This is a genomic window from Frigoribacterium salinisoli, assembly GCF_054781095.1.
Genome location: NZ_BAAGVB010000001.1, coordinates 1,103,121 through 1,119,036 on the forward strand (window position 1 = coordinate 1,103,121; position 15,916 = coordinate 1,119,036).

The following is a 15,916-nucleotide window of genomic DNA, read 5'->3' on the forward strand; positions in this document are numbered from 1 at the left end:
CCCACCCCGAAAGGCCCTTCCGGTGCGCCCTGCCCCCTCCACCGCTGCCGCCCTGGCCCTCGCCGTCGCCCTCGCGCTCGGCGTGACCGCCTGCTCGCCGTCCTCCGACGACGGGGGCGGCGCCTCCGGCACCCCCGACCCCGACGCGACGCTCACGGTCGGGCTCGTCCTGGAACCGACCGACCTCGACATCCGTCGCACCTCCGGCATCGCGCTCGACCAGGTGCTCATCGACAACGTCTACCAGGGCCTCGTGGGCCGCACGCAGGACGCCGACGTCGTCGACGTGCTCGCCAGCGGGCACGAGATCAGCGACGACGGCCTCACGTACACCTTCACGCTGCGCGACGACGTGACCTTCGCCGGCACGGGCGACGCGCTCACCGCCGACGACGTCGTCTGGTCGCTCCAGCAGGTCGCCGACGACGAGACGCTGGTCGGCCACGCCGACCTCGCGGCCGTCGAGGAGATCTCCAGCCCCGACCCCTCGACGGTCGTGCTCACGCTGTCGCGCCCCGACTCCTCGCTGCTGTGGTCCCTCACCGGCCGGGCGGGCCTCGTGCTCGAGCAGGACGCCACGAACGACCTCTCCACCACCTCGAACGGCACCGGCCCCTTCGAGGTGGCCCGCTGGAACCAGGGCGACTCGCTGCAGCTCGCCCGCGTCGACGACACGTGGGGCGAGCCCGCCGGCGTCGCTGGGGTCACCTTCCGCTACGTCACCGACGGCTCCGCGGCGATCAACGCCATGGCCTCGGGCGACGTCGACGTGCAGACCGCCGTCGACGCCACGCTCCGATCGCAGCTCGACGGCGTCGAGGGCGTGACCGTCGAGGAGGGCCGCACCACCGACAAGTACACGCTGGCCTTCAACAACGCGCGCGAGCCGTTCACCGACGAGCGCGTGCGCCGCGCCCTCCGCCTGGCCGTCGACAACGACGCCCTCATCGCGGCCGTGGGCGGCTCCGCCGTCGACCAGGGCGGGCCCGTCCCCGAGCTCGACCCGGGCTACGAGGACCTCACCGACGTCGACGCCCACGACCCCGAGGCCGCCCGCGACCTGCTCGAGGAGGCCGGTGCGACCGACCTGCAGCTGACCCTCGAGTACCCGAACATCTACCCCTCGGCCATCGGGGACGTGCTCGCCTCCCAGTACGCCGAGGTGGGCGTCGCCCTCGAGGTGCGCCAGGTCGAGTTCGCGACCTGGCTGCAGGACGTCTACACCGACCACGACTTCGAGCTCAGCATGGTGGACCACGCCGAGTCGCACGACCTGGCGAACTGGGCCGACCCCGACTACTACTGGGGCTACGACAGCCCCGAGGTGCAGGCCCTGTACGCCGAGGCGCTCGCGGCGACCGACCCCGACGAGGCCGAGGCGAAGCTCGCCGAGGCCGCGCGCGTCGTCTCGGAGGACGCCCCCGCGGAGTGGCTCTACACGGCGACGACGCTCACCGCCGTGCGCGACGGGGTGTCCGGGTTCCCGACCGAGTCGACGAGCGCCCGCCTCGACCTCACGACGGTGACGACGACGGCGTGACCCGGTTCGTCCTCGGCCGGACGCTGCTGCTCGTCGTCGGCCTGCTCCTCGCGAGCCTGCTGATCTTCGGGACCCTGCGCCTCCTGCCGGGCGACGTCGCCCAGGTCATCGCCGGCACCGAGGGCACGGCCTCCCAGGTGGCCGGGCTCCGCGAGCAGCTCGGCCTCGACCGACCGCTGCCGGTGCAGTACCTCGACTGGCTCGGCGGGCTGCTGCGCGGCGACCTGGGCGCCTCGCTCGTCACGGGCACTCCCGTGGCGGCCGAGGTGCTCGACAAGCTCGCCGTGACCCTTCCGTTGGCGGGCCTGTCGCTCGTCGTCGGGCTCGTCGTCGGCGTGCCGCTCGGGGTCCTGTCGGCGCTCCGGCACCGGCGCCCCTCCGGCGTCGCCGTGAGCGCCGTGTCGCAGTTCGTCGCCGCGGTGCCGGCGGTGTGGATGGGCATGCTGCTCATCGCCGTCCTCGCCGTCGGCCTGGGCCTCCTGCCCACGCAGGGGTTCCCGATCGACGGCTGGGCCGAGCCCGGCCGGGCGTTCCGCTCGCTCGTGCTGCCCGCGCTCACCATCGGGCTCGTCGAGGGCGCGGTGCTGCTCCGCTTCACGCGCTCCGCCGCGATCGGCGCCCTCCGCGAGGACCACGTCGTCGCCGGCGCCGCGCGCGGGCAGACGCTCGCCCGGTCGCTCGTGCGGCACGGCCTGCCCGGCGTGCTGCTCAGCGTCGTGTCGGTGCTCGGCCTGCAGATCGCCGGACTGCTCGTCGGCGCCGTGCTCGTCGAGCAGCTGTTCGCCCTGCCGGGCGTGGGCAGGATGCTCGTCGCCGACGTCGGACGCCGCGACCTCACGAAGGTGCAGGGCGAGCTGCTCGCCCTCACCGGGCTCGTGCTGGTCGTCGGCTTCGTCGTCGACGTCGTGCACCGGGCCCTCGACCCGCGACTGCGGGAGCGGACCCCGTGACCGTGCTGCGCGAGGTGCTGCGCCGCCCGCAGGGCGCCTTCGGGGCGGCGTGGCTGCTGCTCGTCGTGGTCGCCGCCGTCGTCAGCCGGTGGTGGACGCCGCAGGACCCGTTCCGTGCCGACCCGTACTCGGCCTGGCAGGGGCCGAGCGCCGAGCACCTCTTCGGCACCGACGCCATCGGCCGCGACGTCGCCAGCTACGTGATGGCCGCCACGGGCACCACCGTGCTCGTCGCGGCCGCGTCCGCCGCCGTGGCGCTGGTCCTGGGCGTCGCCCTCGGGGCGCTCGCGGCCCTCACCGCGCGCTGGGTGCGCGAGACCGTGGTCGTGCTGGTGGACGTGCTCGTCGCGTTCCCCACGATCCTCGTCGCGATGGCCCTCGCGGCCGTCTTCGGGGGCTCGCTCGGCGTGGTCGTCGTCGCCGTCGGCATCGGCTACGGGGTGGCCATCGCCCGCGTCAGCCGCAGCGAGCTGCGCCGGGTCGCGGCGACCGACTACGTGCTCGCCGCGCGCGCCTCCGGCCTCGGCCCCGCCGCCGTCCTCCGGCGGCACGTGCTGCCCAACGCGGCACCCGTGCTCGTCGTGCAGGTCTCGCTGGCGATGGCGACGTCGATCCTCGCCGAGGCCGGCCTGTCGTACCTCGGCTACGGCGCCCCCGCCTCGATGGCCTCCTGGGGCCGCCTGCTCAGCGACCTGCAGCCGTTCGTCGGCACGCACCCCTGGACCGTGGCCTGGCCCGGCCTCGCCATCACGCTCACCGTGCTCGCCTTCAACCTGCTCGGCGACGCGCTCCGCGACGCGGGCGACCCGCGCCTCCGGACCCGTCGGCGCGCCACCCGCCGCTCCCCCGCGGCCCCGACCGGGAGGACCGCACCGTGACCCTCGACGTGCACGACCTCGTCGTGGAGCTCGACGGCCGCCGACTCGTCGACGGCCTCAGCTTCGCCGTGCCCGACGGCGCACGGGTCGGCCTCGTCGGCTCGTCCGGCTCGGGCAAGTCGATGACCGTGCTCGCCGTCCTCGGGCTCGTGCCCGAGGGCGCCGTCGTGTCGGGCAGCGTCCGCCTCGACGGGCGCGAGCTCGTCGGCCTGCCCGAGCGCGAGCTCGCCCGGGTGCGCGGCCGGCTCGTCGGGACCGTCTTCCAGGACCCGACCTCCACCCTCGACCCCGTCCAGCGCATCGGCCGTCAGATCGCCGAGCCGCTGCGGCTGCACGAGGGGCTGCGCCGGCAGGAGGCGCGGCGCCGGGCCGTCGAGGCGGCCCGCGAGGTCGGCCTGCCCGACCCCGAGACGATCGTCGACGCCTACCCGCACCAGCTGTCGGGTGGTCAGCGGCAACGCGTCGGCATCGCGACCGCGCTCGTGACGCGGCCCGGCCTGGTGCTCGCCGACGAGCCGACCACGGCGCTCGACGTCACCACGCAGGCGGCCGTGCTCGCGCTGTTCCGCCGCCTCGTCGACGAGCGCGGCAGCTCGCTGCTCTTCGTCACGCACGACCTCGCCGTGCTCGCCCAGGTCGCCACCCACGCCGTCGTGCTCGACGCCGGGCGCGCCGTCGAACAGGGGCCCGTCGCCCGCCTGCTGCACGATCCCGCCAGCGCCGTCGGCCGCGAGCTCGTCGCGGCCGCGCGCGCCACGACGTGGAGCGCGTCGTGACCGGGGGCGCCGGCCCCCGCCTCGGCGGACCCGACGAGGCTCCCGCCGAGGGCGTCCCGCTGCTGCGGGCGCGCGGCGTCGGCCGGACCTTCCGCCTCCCGCGCACGTCCCCCTTCGTCCCCGGACCGGTGCGCGAGGCCGTCGTCGACGCCGACCTCGACGTCGGGCACGGCGAGAGCGTCGCGCTCATCGGCGAGTCCGGCTCCGGCAAGTCCACGCTCGTGCGGGCACTGCTCGCCCTCGACGCCCCCGCCGCGGAGGCCCGCGGCACGGTGACCTTCGACGGGCGCGAGGTGCGCGCCGGGCGGTCGTCGCGCCTCCTGTGGCTGCGGCGCCGCACCGGCATCGTGCTGCAGGACCCGTACGCCTCCCTCGACCCGCGGATGCGCGTCGGCGACACCGTCGCCGAGCCCCTGCGCGCCCTGCGCCTGCCCGGGGACCACGACCGGCTCGTCGCCGACGTGCTGCGCCGGGTCGGCCTCGACGCCGACGCCGCCGAGCGGTGGCCGCACGAGTTCAGCGGCGGGCAGCGGCAGCGCATCGCCCTCGCCCGCGCCATCGTGCACGGCCCCGACCTCCTCGTCGGCGACGAGCCCCTGAGCGCCCTCGACCTCGCCGTCCGCGCCCAGGTGCTCGAGCTGCTGCGCGAGCTGCGCTCCGAACTGGGGCTGAGCCTGCTGATCGTGTCGCACGACGTCGGGCTCGTGTCGCACCTCGCCGACCGGGTGGCGGTCCTGCACGCCGGCCGCATCGTCGAGCAGGGGACCACGCACGAGGTGCTGCGCGCCCCGCGCCACCCCTACACGCAGCAGCTCGTCGCGGCCGTCCCGACCCTCGACTGAGGCCGCGGGCCCCTGCCTCGCCCCGCGGCTCCGCGCCCCGGCGCCCCGGCGCCCTTCCCGGCTCGCCGGTCCCGGCCTCGTGCGGCCCTGCTGGTCCCGTACCTCCTGCCGCCCTGGCTGCCGACCTGTCGGCCTGCCGGCCTGTCGGCCTGCCGGCCTGTCGGCCTGTCGGCCTGTCGGCCTGTCGGCCTGTCGGCCTGCAGCCTCCTGCCGCCCTGCTGGTCCCCCGCCTCGTGGGCCTAAAAGGCGACCGGCGCGGGCCGACTCGCCGCGAGACCGATCGGTCGTGGCCGGACGACAGCCCGTCCCGTCGCCTTTTCGCGACCAGGAGGCGGGACGACGTGCCCGACCCTCGCGCGCCTCCTGTCCGTCGTCCTGTCGCGACCCGGAGGCGGGACGACGTGCCGGACTTTCGCGCGCCTCCTGCCCGTCGCCCCGTCGCGACCAGGAGGCGGGACGACGTGCCCGGCCCTCGCGCGCCTCCTGCCCGTCGTCGAAGGGACCCCTGGTGTCCCGCGGTCGCGTTCGGCGCCGAACGCGACAGTCCGCGGGCGACACGCCGCGCTGAGGGGTGGAACTCGGGCGACCGAGGCGCCCGTTGTCGCCTTTTCCGAGATGGACCACGGGTGGGCCCGGCAGGAGGGGCGGGGCAGGAGGGGCAGGAGGGGCAGGAGGGGCAGGAGGGGCAGGAGGGGCGGGGCGGGGCAGGAGGGGCGGGGCAGGAGGAGCGGGGCGGGCAGGCGGTGGGGCTACCAGCCGGGCGGGTGGCGGCGCTGCCACCGGAGCCGACGCTCGAGCTGGGCACCGATGGCGAGCAGGACGTCCTCGCGGCCGGGTCGGCCGATGAGCTGGACGCCGACCGGGACGCCGTCGACCTCGCCGACGGGCAGCGACACGGCGGGCAGGCCGGCGACGTTGACGAACGACGTGAACGGCGACACGAGGCACTGCTGCTCGAACGCCCGCTCGGCGTCGTCGGTCGAGTACCAGCCGACCGGGGGCGGCAGCTGCGCGAGGGTCGGCGTGACGACGGCGTCGAACGGGGCGAACGCCTCGACGACCCGGCGCTCGTAGGCGGTGAGCCCGGCGAGGGCCTCGCCGAGCTCGCGGGCACCGAGGCCACGGCCGCGCTCGACGAGCCAGCGGGTGACCGGTTCGAGGAGGGCGAGCTCCTCCTCGTCGTCCGCGGGGATCCCGGCGGCACCGGCCTGCCAGATCGTGCGGAAGAGCCGCCCGTAGTCGCCGGCCGGCACGACGGTCTCGTCGACGCCGTGCCCGAGCACGGAGAGCGCGTCGACGGTGTCGGCGAGCACCGCGGCGATGCGCGGGTCGAGCTGCACGTCATAGGTGTCGTCCCAGGGGCTCGTCGTGGCGACGGCCAGCTGGAACCGGCCCTCGCCGCGGGTCGCCGTGCCCAGGTAGGCCCCGTCGGGCGACGGCGGCGCCCAGAGCGCCTGGTGGTGGCGCGGCGGTCGGCCGTCGGGCGACACGAGCGCGTCGAGCAGCATGGCCGCGTCGGCGACGGTGCGCGCGAGCGACCCGGCGACGGCGAGGCCGCCGAGGCTGCCGAGGCCCGACCCCGTCGGCACGCGACCCCGCGAGGGCTTGAGCCCGACCAGGCCGGTCGCGGAGGCGGGGATGCGGATCGAACCGCCGCCGTCGGAGCCGGGGGCCACGGGGACGAGGCCCGCCGCCACGGCCGCGGCCGCGCCTCCTGACGATCCGCCCGCACCGCGGGCGAGGTCCCACGGGGTGCGCGTGGGCGGGCCCACCCGCGACTCGGTGTAGCCGGTGAGGCCGAACTCGGGCGTCGCCGTCTTGCCGAGGCTCACGGAGCCGGCCTCGTCGAGAGCCGCCACGAGCTCACCGGAGGTGGCGGGGACGCGCCCCCGGGACAACCGCGACCCGGCGTAGGTGGGCACGCCCGCCCGGTCCCAGAGGTCCTTGTCGGCGAGCGGCAGTCCCCACAGCGGTGCGGCCGTCGGGCCGGCGGCGAGCAGCGCGTCGGCCCGCTCGAGGGCGCGGTCGGCGGTCACGGTGACGAACGCGCCGAGCGATGGGTCGAGCCGCTCGATGCGGGCGAGGTGGTGCTCGGCGAGCTCGCGAGGGGTGACGTCGCCGCGGCGCAGCCAGTCCCACTGCTCCTGGGCGGTGAGGTGGTGGAGTTCGAACATCGACTGCGAGCCTAGGCGTCGGGGGCCCTCGCCACCCGGCGGTCGCCCCTGACCCCCGCGAACGTCCCTCACTCACACCCGCCCACGATGCACAAGGGGTCAGCGCGCATCGGGCGCTCCTCGCCACCGCTGGACGAGCGTGGGCGGTGCACCCGGACGGCCGTCCCGTCGCCGGGGCGACACGAGGAGCCCACCATGGCCAGCACGCCCGGCACGACCACCAGCAGCACCAGCACCTCCCGCACGAGCCGTCTCTCGACCGAGACGAAGGCGTCGTTCAAGACGACCGAGCTCATCGCCTACGTCCTGATCCTCATCGGCATGTTCATCGCCGCGGCCGTCACCGACAACGGTGACGACGGCCAGGGCTTCGGCGCCGACCAGGTCTGGCTCTACGCCACGATCCTCACCGTCGGCTACATGGTCAGCCGCGGCCTCGCCAAGTCGGGCAGCCGCGAGTTCTACGACGACGAGGACCACGTCGCCCGTCGTTGACCGCCTTGCCTACCGCCGGTCCGCACCCCTCGAACGGGGTGCAGACCGGAACGGCCGGGGCGTAGCGTCCCGCCCAGGTGCTCGGCGACGAGCCCCCCACGAACCACACCACCGACAGGCACCGGGCAGCACCCCGGCCCTCCAGAAGGAGACACCATGATCACCACGGCACAGCTCGACACCCTGCTCCAGTCCGGCGGCGACGTCATCGACAGCGACGGCACGCGCGTCGGCAAGATCGGCGAGATCTACCTCGACGACCAGGGCGGTCAGCCCGAGTGGGTCACCGTCTCGACCGGTCTCTTCGGCAGCGGCGAGTCCTTCGTCCCCCTCGCCGACGCGACCGTCCAGGGCGACGACATCCACGTCGGCCACACCAAGGACCGCATCAAGGACGCGCCGCACAGCGACGACGCCGGCGGGCACCTCTCCGAGGCGCAGGAGGCGGACCTCTTCCGCTACTACGACCTCGGCGGCACCGACCGCACCGGCACCGACCAGGACCTCACCGCGGGCACCGTCGGCACGACCGGCGGCGTCGACCGCGACTCGTCGGGGGACGTCGGTCACGACACGTCCGGCGCGAACACCGACGACGCCATGACGCGCTCCGAGGAGCAGCTGCACGTCGGCACCCGCCAGGACGTCGTCGGCACCGCGCGCCTGCGCAAGTACATCGTGTCGGAGCAGGTCAGCGAGACCGTCCCCGTCAGCCACGACGAGGTCCGCGTCGAGCGCGAGCCCATCACCGACGCCAACGTCGGCGACGCCCTCCGCGGCGGCGACCTGACCGAGGAGGAGCACGAGGTCACGCTCCGCGCCGACCACGTGGTCACCGACAAGGAGACCGTGCCCGTCGAGCGCGTGCGCCTCGACAAGGACACCGTCACCGAGCAGGAGCGCGTCACCGAGGACGTCCGCAAGGAGCAGATCGAGGTCGACGGCGACGTCGACGGCACCGACCGCGGCACGACCGGGCGCTGACCCGCCCCCGGGGGCGACCCCGGGACCCGCACGAGCACGACCACCAGCACCACCCGAGAGAGCACGGAGCACGACATGAGCACACCCCTGAACGGCGACGGTCACGCTGACCGCGACGCCGCAGCACGCCGCGACGACCACGGCCAGCCGGTGGTCGGCGGCGTCGACCGCCACGACGTCGTCGAGCGCGAGGAAGCCGAGTTCGGCGGGATGAAGTTCGGTTCCGCGTTCTTCGGCTGGCTGACCGCGACGGGGCTCACCGTGCTCCTGCTGGCTCTGCTCGGCGGCATCGGCCTCGGCGTCACGGCCGGGACCGACGGCGACGCGGCCGAGGCGGCGGCCGACGACGCGACCACGACCAGCATCATCGGCATCGTGGCGCTGCTCCTCGTGCTGCTGCTGTCGTACTTCTGCGGTGGCTACGTGGCGGGCCGCATGGCGCGCTTCTCCGGCGTCAAGCAGGGCCTGGCCGTCTGGCTCTGGGCGATCGTCATCACGGTCGTCCTCGTCGTGATCGGCCTCATCGCCGGCGCGCAGCTCGACGTGCTCTCGCAGATCGGCACGGTCCCCACGGGCACCTTCGACGAGGGCCAGGCGACGCTCGGCGGCGTCCTCACCCTCGTGGGCGTGCTGCTGGTCACGCTGGCCGGTGCGCTCCTGGGCGGCAAGGCCGGCATGCGCTACCACCGCGAGGTGGACCGCGTCGGCCTCGGCCGCTGAGCCCACCCCACGCACGGACGGGCGGTCGCACTGCGGCCGCCCGTTCGCCGTCCCTCCCCCACCCGCTCGACCAGGAAGGCCCGTCATGACCGCACCCGACCCCGCGGAGGTCCTCCGTCACGAGGAGCGCCTGCGCCTCGGCACCGTCCGCGTCCCCGTGGAGCGCGTCCGCGTGCAGAAGGTCGTCGTCACCGAGGAGCGCACGGTCACCGTCACGGTGCGCCGGGAGGAGCTCCGCGTGGTGCGCGAGCCCCTGGACCCCGACGATGCCGCGCAGGAGGCCCCGGGCACCGCCGACGACGCCCCCCGCGTCGTCGAGATGGTCCTGCACGAGGAGCGCCTCGTGGTCGACCGCGAGGTCGTCCCGGTCGAGCGCGTCCGCGTCGTCGTGGACCGCGTGACGACGCAGGAGCCCGTCGAGGCGACCCTCCGGCACGAGGAGGTCGTGGTCGACGGGGACGTCGACCCCGTCTGACCACCGAGCTGCTGGACGCACGAGAGCGCCCCACCCGGGATCGGGTGGGGCGCTCTCGTGCGGAGGGGCGGCTCAGGCCTTGTCGGCGTCGCTGTCCTTGTCGTCGTCGACGAGGCCCTCCTTGGAGCCGTCGGCGAGCTGCTCGGTGTTCTCGGCCTGCTCGTCCGTGATGTCGGTCGAGCCGTCAGGGGTGTCGGTGTCGTGTGCGCTCATGCGGTGCACGGTACGCCTCCCGACGGCGCCCCGTCAGCCCCGCGCGGGCCGCCGCTTCTTGATCGACTTCTGCAGCAGCACGGTGCCGAGCCAGCGGTCGAACTTGAAGCCGACGCGCCCCATGCGGCCGATCTCGCGGAACCCGAAGCGCTCGTGCATGGCGATGGACGCGTCCGCGCCCCGGTCGGCGATGACGGCGATCACCTCACGGACGCCCGCCTCGCGACAGGCGTCGAGCAGGGCGTCGAGCAACGCGCGGCCGAGGCCCTTGCCCGTGGAGGCGGGGCGCAGGTAGATGCTGTTCTCGACCGTGAAGCGGTAGGCGGCCTTGGCCTTCCAGGGCGAGACGAGGGCGTAGCCGAGCACCTCGCCGGCGGGGTTCACCGCGACGAGGAACGGCATGCCCTGGGCGGCGCCGCGCTCGAACTTCGCGCGCCACTCGGGGAGCGTCATGGCGTCCTCGTCGAACGTGACGGTCGAGTTGGCGACGTAGTGGTTGTAGATGTCGCGCACGTAGGGAAGGTCCGCGTCCGTCGCGGGGCGGATCTCGTAGGCGAACGAGGCCTCAGGGGCCGGGGGCGTGCGCAGCGCGCGCGGCAGCCGGCGACGCGGCTGGTATTCCTCTTCGAGCACGGCACCACTCTGCCACGCGCCGCTCAGGCGGGGAGCCGCCAGTCGACGGGCGAGCCGCCCTGGGCCACGAGCAGCTCGTCGGCGCGGCTGAACGGCCGCGACCCGAAGAACCCGCGCGAGGCGGACAGCGGGCTGGGGTGCGCCGACTCGACGGTGGGCACGTCGCCGAGCCACGCCTTCGCACCCGCCGCGTCGCGCCCCCAGAGGATCGCCACGAGCGGGCCGCCGCGGGCACCGAGCGCCTCGATCGCCCGCTGCGTCACCGCCTCCCAGCCCACGCGCCGGTGCGAGCCCGGCTCGCCGGGACGCACCGTGAGCACGCGGTTGAGCAGCAGCACGCCCGACCGCGTCCAGGCCGTCAGGTCGCCGTGGGCGGCAGGAGGCACGCCGAGGTCGTCGTGCAGCTCGCGGTAGACGTTGACGAGGCTCCGCGGGAGGGGCCGGACCTCGGGGTCGACCGCGAACGACAGCCCGATCGGGTGGCCGGGCGTCGGGTACGGGTCCTGGCCGAGCACGAGGACGCGCACCTCGTCGAAGGGCTGCTCGAAGGCACGGAGGACGCGGTTGCCGGCGGGCAGGTAGTGACGACCCGCCTCGACCTCGGCCCGCAGGAAGTCGCCCACCGCGTGCACCTGCTCCTCGACCGGCTCGAGGGCCGGCAGCCAGGAGGGGTGGACGAGCTCGGCGAGCGGCTGCGGGGTCACGCGGCGCCGAGGGTGCCGACGACGACGCCGGTGAGCTCGCCGTCGGGGTCGAGCTGGGCCTCGACGCGCCAGACGCTGCCCGCGCCGAGCACGGTGAGGGCGCCCTCGCCGACGACGAGCGCGGTGTCCTCGTCGAGCGCGACGCCACCGGGCACGAGCCCGGCCTCGGTGGCGGCGATGAGCCGGGTCAGCGTGCCCCACTGGGCGGCGTGCACGTCGACGGCGAGGTCGACGAGGCCGAAGCCCTCGGCGAGGGTGACGTCGTCGAGGTCCTCCGAGGCGTCCTCGGGGCAGACGGGCACGTCGCCGATGAGCCAGCCCCCGACGAGGGCACGGTCGGCCGCGAGCGCCGCGCCGGCCGAGAAGCCGAGGTAGGGCAGGCCGTCGCTGACGAGCAGGCGCACCTGGTCGACGAGCGGCTGCACGGCCTCGAGGTAGGCGGGCGTCAGGCCGCCGGCGACGACGAGGCCGTCGACGTCGCTGAGGACCCTGGTGTCGAAGGTGCTGCCGGCAGGGACGACCGTGACGAGCGCCTCGCAGCGACCGCCGTCGGCGACCATGCGCGGGAACTCGTCGCGGTGCTCCGACGAGGGCGTGCCGTCGGCGTCGACGACCAGCACGGCGACGCGCGGGACGTCCCGGCCCAGCGCGGCTCCCCGCGCGGCGGCCTCGGCGACGAACGGCGCGTAGAGGTCCTCCGCACCGGACGACGAGCCGCCCCCGACGAGGTGGACGCTCACGAGGCGGCGCCCTCGGCCGTGGTGGCGACGACGCCGGAGTCGCTGGCACCGCCCGCGGTCACGGGCGGCAGGGCGCTCCACGGGAAGGTGATCCAGCGGTCCGTGCGCTTCCAGGTGAAGTCGGGCTCGAGCAGCGTGCGGGGCTTGCTGTAGAGGCAGACCGTGCGCACCTCGTCCGCGACGGCGAGCAGGAGGTCGCGGACGAGCACGAGCGTGCGGCCCGAGTCCGACACGTCGTCGACGACGAGGACCCGCTTGCCGGCGAGCGACGGCGCGTCGAGGGTCGGCGGCAGCAGCACGGGCTCGGGCAGGCGCTCGTCGACGCCCGTGTAGAACTCGACGTTGATCGACCCGCACATCTTCGTGTCGAGCGCGTACGAGATGGCGCCGGCGAGCACGAGCCCGCCGCGGGCGACCGCGACGATGACGTCGGGGCGGAAGTCGGCGTCGACGACGTCGCGTGCCAGGTGCCGGGCGGCCTCACCGAACTCCAGCCAGCCGAGCACCTCGCGCGCGGGCGCGGGGCTCGGCCCGGACGTCGCGCCGGACGCCCCCTCCTCCGACGTGGGTGCCGTCAGGGTGGGGTCGTCGGGTGCGGGAACCATGCCGACCACCGTACTGCCCGGGGCGCCCGCGCCGCGAGACGGCCGACGACAGCCGTCGTCCGCGGGCCGCGCGAGGGCCCGCGGAGCACCTGCTCAGTCGGCGGCGACCCAGCGCCCGCCCGGCAGGGCGAACGACGTGTCGACCCCGTCCGACCAGAGCAGCGAGTCGGGCTCGCGGTCGGTCACGCCCGGCAGCCCGCCGTCGGCGACCAGCTCGTCGTCGAGGTCGACGAGCTCGGCCCGTCGCAGCGGCCAGCTCGCGTGCTCGTTCGGCCACCAGCGCGTCCGGCCGGCGCGCTCCACGTGCATGCCCCACCGTGCGGTGAGGAACTCGGCCAGCGGGTCGTCGCGCACGGCGTCGTCGGTGGGGCGCACGGCGAGGCGCGTGCGCGGCCGCGGACCGGGGCCGTGGCGGCGGCTGGCGTACTCGACGACGCCGTCGTGGCTCCTGCGCGTCATGCTCGCCCAGCGGTAGGGCAGCCCGAGGCCGCTCCGCGCCGCGAGCACGGGCAGGAGGCGGGCCGCCTCCAGGGTGCGGAACACGACGCCGCGACGCCCCGCGCCGTCGACGGCGTAGAGCCGCACGTTGGTCTCGAGGAAGGTCCCGAGCACGGGCACGGGCGGCAGCGGGCCGAAGGCGCTGCGCGACAGCTCGAACGGGATGAGCCCCACCCAGCTCGCACCGTCGTGCACGTCGGGCACCGTGCTGCGCGGCAGCAGCGGCGCGACGCGGTCCGGCTCGACCCGCCAGTGCGCGAAGGCGAGCCCGCCCCAGTGCTGCCGGATCACAGGAGGCCCGGGCAGGGCGGGGGCGACGGAGGTGACGGGGGCGGGGTCCACGCGTCGAGTGTGCTCCCCGCCCCTGACGGTGCGTCGGTCAGCGACCCTCGGGGGCCTCGGCGACGCGCAGCTCGCCGCGGACGACCTTGTGCGGCGCGGCCTGCGCCACGGGCTTGATCGTCACGAGGTCGAGGTTGACGTGCGCCGGCAGCTCGACCGCGTGCACGATCGACTCGGCCACGTCGTCGGCGACGAGCGGCCCGGGCACGTCGGCGTAGACGGCGTCGGCGCGCTCCTGGTCGCCGCCGAAGCGGACCAGCGAGAACTCGTCGGTGCGCACCATGCCGGGCGCGATCTCGACCACGCGGATCGGTTCGCCCGCGAGCTCCAGCCGCAGCACCGCGACGAGCGCGTGCTCGGCGAACTTCGACGCGTTGTACCCGCCGCCGCCCTCGTACGCGACGTGGCCCGCGATCGAGGTGACCGTGACGACGTCGGCGACGCCGGCCTCCTGCGCCCCCCGCCGCAGCAGCGGCAGCAGGGCGCTCGTGACCCGCTTGGTGCCGAGCACGTTGACCTCGAACATGGCGCGCCAGTCGTCGACGCTGCCCGCCTCGACGCTGTCGAGGCCGAACGCTCCCCCGGCGTTGTTGACCAGCGCGTGCGCCCCGCCCGTCGCCGCCACGTGCTCGGCGAGCGCCGCGACGTCGGCGTCGCTCGTCACGTCCGCCGCGAACGTCGTCGCACCGGTCTCGTCGGCGAGCGCCCGCAGGCGGTCCTCGCGCCGGGCGACGGCGAGCACCTCCCAGCCGCGCTCGCGGAACAGGCGGACCGTCGCCGCGCCGATCCCCGAGCTCGCTCCCGTCACCACTGCACGCCTGACCACGTGGGCCCCTTCCGTCGATGCTCGTGGCACCACGCTAGACCCGGGGCCGCCGTGGTCCCGGCGTTACGCCGCGAGTCCCCGGGCGTTGCCGCCCGGCCCGGGGCCTCGTAGCGTGGCACCGCCCGCAGGACAGACGCCACCCCGACCGCAGGAGATGCCATGCCCGGTACGCCCGACCAGCCCGACTGGAAGTTCGAGACGCAGCAGATCCACGCCGGAGCGCGCCCCGACCCGACGACCAACGCCCGGGCCACGCCGATCTACAAGACGACGTCGTACGTGTTCCGCGACTCGCAGCACGCGCAGGACCTCTTCGCGCTCGCCGAGAACGGCAACATCTACTCGCGCATCATGAACCCCACGCACGACGTCGTCGAGCAGCGCATCGCCGCGCTCGAGGGCGGCACCGGCGCCCTGCTGCTGGCCTCGGGCCAGGCCGCGTCGACCTTCGCCGTGCTCAACGTCGCCGAGGCGGGCGACCACATCGTCTCGTCGTCGTCGATCTACGGCGGCACCTACAACCTCTTCCGGTACTCGCTCGCCAAGCTCGGCATCGAGACGACCTTCGTCGAGGACCAGGACGACCCCGACGAGTGGCGCCGGGCGGTCCGGCCGAACACCAAGCTGTTCTTCGCCGAGACGGTCGGCAACCCCCGGATCAACATCCTCGACATCGCGACCGTCGCCGACGTCGCGCACGCGGCGGGCGTGCCCCTGATCGTCGACAACACCATCGCGACGCCGTACCTGATCCGCCCGCTCGAGCACGGCGCCGACGTCGTCGTGCACTCGGCCACGAAGTTCCTCGGCGGGCACGGCACGGTCATCGGGGGCTTCATCGTCGACGGCGGGCGCTTCGCGTGGTCCGAGCACGCCGAGCGGTTCCCGGGGCTCACGACGCCCGACCCCTCGTACCACGGCGCCGTGTACAGCGAGGCCGTCGGCGACGCGCTCGCCTACGTCGTCAAGGCGCGCGTGCAGCTGCTGCGCGACCTGGGCGCCTCGAACAGCGCCGACAGCGCGTTCTCGCTCATCCAGGGCATCGAGACCCTCAGCCTGCGCATCGAGCGCCACGTGCAGAACGCCCAGGAGATCGCCGAGTGGCTCGACGCCCGCGACGACGTCGCGGCCGTCTGGTACGCCGGGCTGCCGACCAGCCCCTGGTACGCCGCCGCGAACCGCTACGCCCCGCGCGGGGTCGGTGCGGTCCTGTCGTTCGAGCTCAAGGGCGGCGTCGACGCCGGCCGCGCCCTCGTCGACTCGCTGCAGCTGTTCAGCCACCTCGCCAACATCGGCGACGTGCGCAGCCTCGTGATCCACCCCGCGTCGACGACGCACTCCCAGCTCACGCCCGAGCAGCAGCTCACCACGGGCGTGACGCCCGGGCTGGTGCGCCTCTCGGTGGGGCTCGAGAACGTCGACGACCTCAAGGCCGACCTGGCCGCGGGCTTCGCGGCGGCGCAGGCCGTGACGGAGGCGACCCTCCGGGCCTCGTAGGGCGGGCCTCCTGCCCGGCCCCGC

General features: G+C 75.1%; 18 protein-coding genes. 10 read left to right on the forward strand and 8 right to left on the reverse strand.

Annotated features, from left to right (window positions below; translation table 11 throughout):
- Positions 1 to 22: 22 nt before the first annotated feature.
- The 5 genes from ACYVHQ_RS05170 to ACYVHQ_RS05190 are packed head-to-tail and all read left to right on the forward strand — an operon-like array spanning position 23 to position 4,986.
- Positions 23 to 1,540, forward strand: coding sequence for an ABC transporter substrate-binding protein (locus ACYVHQ_RS05170; RefSeq protein WP_460511066.1), 1,518 nt, complete (start codon positions 23 to 25; stop codon positions 1,538 to 1,540).
- On the forward strand, positions 1,537 to 2,490 hold the full coding sequence (locus ACYVHQ_RS05175) for an ABC transporter permease (RefSeq protein ID WP_460511067.1): 954 nt from the start codon (positions 1,537 to 1,539) through the stop codon (positions 2,488 to 2,490). Before ACYVHQ_RS05170 ends, ACYVHQ_RS05175 begins: the two co-directional genes overlap by 4 nt.
- Positions 2,487 to 3,368 carry an ABC transporter permease gene (locus ACYVHQ_RS05180; RefSeq protein WP_460511068.1) on the forward strand — a complete coding sequence of 294 codons (882 nt, stop codon included), beginning with the start codon at positions 2,487 to 2,489 and terminating at the stop codon, positions 3,366 to 3,368. The genes ACYVHQ_RS05175 and ACYVHQ_RS05180 overlap by 4 nt, the downstream gene beginning before the upstream one ends.
- Positions 3,365 to 4,144 (forward strand): ABC transporter ATP-binding protein, encoded by a 780-nt coding sequence (locus ACYVHQ_RS05185; RefSeq protein ID WP_460511069.1) that lies wholly within the window; start codon positions 3,365 to 3,367, stop codon positions 4,142 to 4,144. Before ACYVHQ_RS05180 ends, ACYVHQ_RS05185 begins: the two co-directional genes overlap by 4 nt.
- Complete coding sequence (locus ACYVHQ_RS05190) at positions 4,141 to 4,986, forward strand: ABC transporter ATP-binding protein (protein WP_460511070.1); 846 nt, start codon at positions 4,141 to 4,143, stop codon at positions 4,984 to 4,986. The genes ACYVHQ_RS05185 and ACYVHQ_RS05190 overlap by 4 nt, the downstream gene beginning before the upstream one ends.
- A 749-nt stretch (positions 4,987 to 5,735) precedes the next feature.
- Here ACYVHQ_RS05190 and ACYVHQ_RS05195 read toward each other — a convergent pair.
- Positions 5,736 to 7,160 carry an amidase gene (locus ACYVHQ_RS05195; protein ID WP_460511071.1) on the reverse strand — a complete coding sequence of 475 codons (1,425 nt, stop codon included), beginning with the start codon at positions 7,158 to 7,160 and terminating at the stop codon, positions 5,736 to 5,738.
- Positions 7,161 to 7,355: 195 nt separating this feature from the next.
- On the opposite strand from ACYVHQ_RS05195, the gene ACYVHQ_RS05200 reads away from it, so the two are divergent.
- From ACYVHQ_RS05200 to ACYVHQ_RS05215, 4 genes are all read left to right on the forward strand, one after another.
- Positions 7,356 to 7,655, forward strand: a complete 300-nt coding sequence (locus tag ACYVHQ_RS05200; RefSeq protein ID WP_460511072.1) for a hypothetical protein — start codon at positions 7,356 to 7,358, stop codon at positions 7,653 to 7,655.
- Positions 7,656 to 7,811: 156 nt separating this feature from the next.
- Positions 7,812 to 8,639 (forward strand): DUF2382 domain-containing protein, encoded by an 828-nt coding sequence (locus ACYVHQ_RS05205; RefSeq protein WP_460511073.1) that lies wholly within the window; start codon positions 7,812 to 7,814, stop codon positions 8,637 to 8,639.
- Positions 8,640 to 8,714: 75 nt separating this feature from the next.
- Positions 8,715 to 9,359 carry a hypothetical protein gene (locus tag ACYVHQ_RS05210; RefSeq protein WP_460511074.1) on the forward strand — a complete coding sequence of 215 codons (645 nt, stop codon included), beginning with the start codon at positions 8,715 to 8,717 and terminating at the stop codon, positions 9,357 to 9,359.
- A gap of 85 nt (positions 9,360 to 9,444) precedes the next feature.
- Positions 9,445 to 9,834, forward strand: coding sequence for a DUF2382 domain-containing protein (locus ACYVHQ_RS05215; protein ID WP_460511075.1), 390 nt, complete (start codon positions 9,445 to 9,447; stop codon positions 9,832 to 9,834).
- A 72-nt stretch (positions 9,835 to 9,906) separates the two neighbouring features.
- On the opposite strand, the gene ACYVHQ_RS05220 is transcribed toward ACYVHQ_RS05215, so the two are convergent.
- The 7 genes from ACYVHQ_RS05220 to ACYVHQ_RS05250 form a co-directional block, all read right to left on the reverse strand.
- A complete protein-coding gene (locus ACYVHQ_RS05220; protein ID WP_460511076.1) occupies positions 9,907 to 10,047 on the reverse strand; it encodes a hypothetical protein in 141 nt (46 codons plus the stop codon).
- 33 nt (positions 10,048 to 10,080) lie between these two features.
- Positions 10,081 to 10,680 carry a GNAT family N-acetyltransferase gene (locus tag ACYVHQ_RS05225; protein WP_460511077.1) on the reverse strand — a complete coding sequence of 200 codons (600 nt, stop codon included), beginning with the start codon at positions 10,678 to 10,680 and terminating at the stop codon, positions 10,081 to 10,083.
- Between the two features lie 23 nt (positions 10,681 to 10,703).
- Positions 10,704 to 11,384, reverse strand: a complete 681-nt coding sequence (locus tag ACYVHQ_RS05230; protein WP_460511078.1) for a uracil-DNA glycosylase — start codon at positions 11,382 to 11,384, stop codon at positions 10,704 to 10,706.
- On the reverse strand, positions 11,381 to 12,124 hold the full coding sequence (locus ACYVHQ_RS05235) for a type 1 glutamine amidotransferase family protein (RefSeq protein ID WP_460511079.1): 744 nt from the start codon (positions 12,122 to 12,124) through the stop codon (positions 11,381 to 11,383). The genes ACYVHQ_RS05230 and ACYVHQ_RS05235 overlap by 4 nt, the downstream gene beginning before the upstream one ends.
- Positions 12,121 to 12,729 (reverse strand): phosphoribosyltransferase, encoded by a 609-nt coding sequence (locus ACYVHQ_RS05240; protein ID WP_460511080.1) that lies wholly within the window; start codon positions 12,727 to 12,729, stop codon positions 12,121 to 12,123. The genes ACYVHQ_RS05235 and ACYVHQ_RS05240 overlap by 4 nt, the downstream gene beginning before the upstream one ends.
- Positions 12,730 to 12,822: 93 nt before the next feature.
- A complete protein-coding gene (locus ACYVHQ_RS05245) occupies positions 12,823 to 13,569 on the reverse strand; it encodes a YqjF family protein (RefSeq protein WP_460511081.1) in 747 nt (248 codons plus the stop codon).
- Between the two features lie 37 nt (positions 13,570 to 13,606).
- Positions 13,607 to 14,395: an SDR family NAD(P)-dependent oxidoreductase gene (locus ACYVHQ_RS05250; RefSeq protein ID WP_460511082.1), complete on the reverse strand. Its 789-nt coding sequence runs from the start codon at positions 14,393 to 14,395 to the stop codon at positions 13,607 to 13,609.
- Between the two features lie 159 nt (positions 14,396 to 14,554).
- Here ACYVHQ_RS05250 and ACYVHQ_RS05255 point away from each other — a divergent pair, with 159 nt between their 5' ends.
- On the forward strand, positions 14,555 to 15,892 hold the full coding sequence (locus ACYVHQ_RS05255; protein WP_460511083.1) for a bifunctional o-acetylhomoserine/o-acetylserine sulfhydrylase: 1,338 nt from the start codon (positions 14,555 to 14,557) through the stop codon (positions 15,890 to 15,892).
- Positions 15,893 to 15,916: the final 24 nt, after the last annotated feature.

Coding starts and splice junctions, on each gene's coding strand:
- ACYVHQ_RS05200 (WP_460511072.1), top strand. CDS start 7,356: ATGGCCAGCACGCCCGGCACGACCACCAGCAGCACCAGCACCTCCCGC.
- ACYVHQ_RS05195 (WP_460511071.1), bottom strand. CDS start 7,160: ATGTTCGAACTCCACCACCTCACCGCCCAGGAGCAGTGGGACTGGCTG.
- ACYVHQ_RS05255 (WP_460511083.1), top strand. CDS start 14,555: ATGCCCGGTACGCCCGACCAGCCCGACTGGAAGTTCGAGACGCAGCAG.
- ACYVHQ_RS05205 (WP_460511073.1), top strand. CDS start 7,812: ATGATCACCACGGCACAGCTCGACACCCTGCTCCAGTCCGGCGGCGAC.
- ACYVHQ_RS05210 (WP_460511074.1), top strand. CDS start 8,715: ATGAGCACACCCCTGAACGGCGACGGTCACGCTGACCGCGACGCCGCA.
- ACYVHQ_RS05215 (WP_460511075.1), top strand. CDS start 9,445: ATGACCGCACCCGACCCCGCGGAGGTCCTCCGTCACGAGGAGCGCCTG.
- ACYVHQ_RS05240 (WP_460511080.1), bottom strand. CDS start 12,729: ATGGTTCCCGCACCCGACGACCCCACCCTGACGGCACCCACGTCGGAG.
- ACYVHQ_RS05220 (WP_460511076.1), bottom strand. CDS start 10,047: ATGAGCGCACACGACACCGACACCCCTGACGGCTCGACCGACATCACG.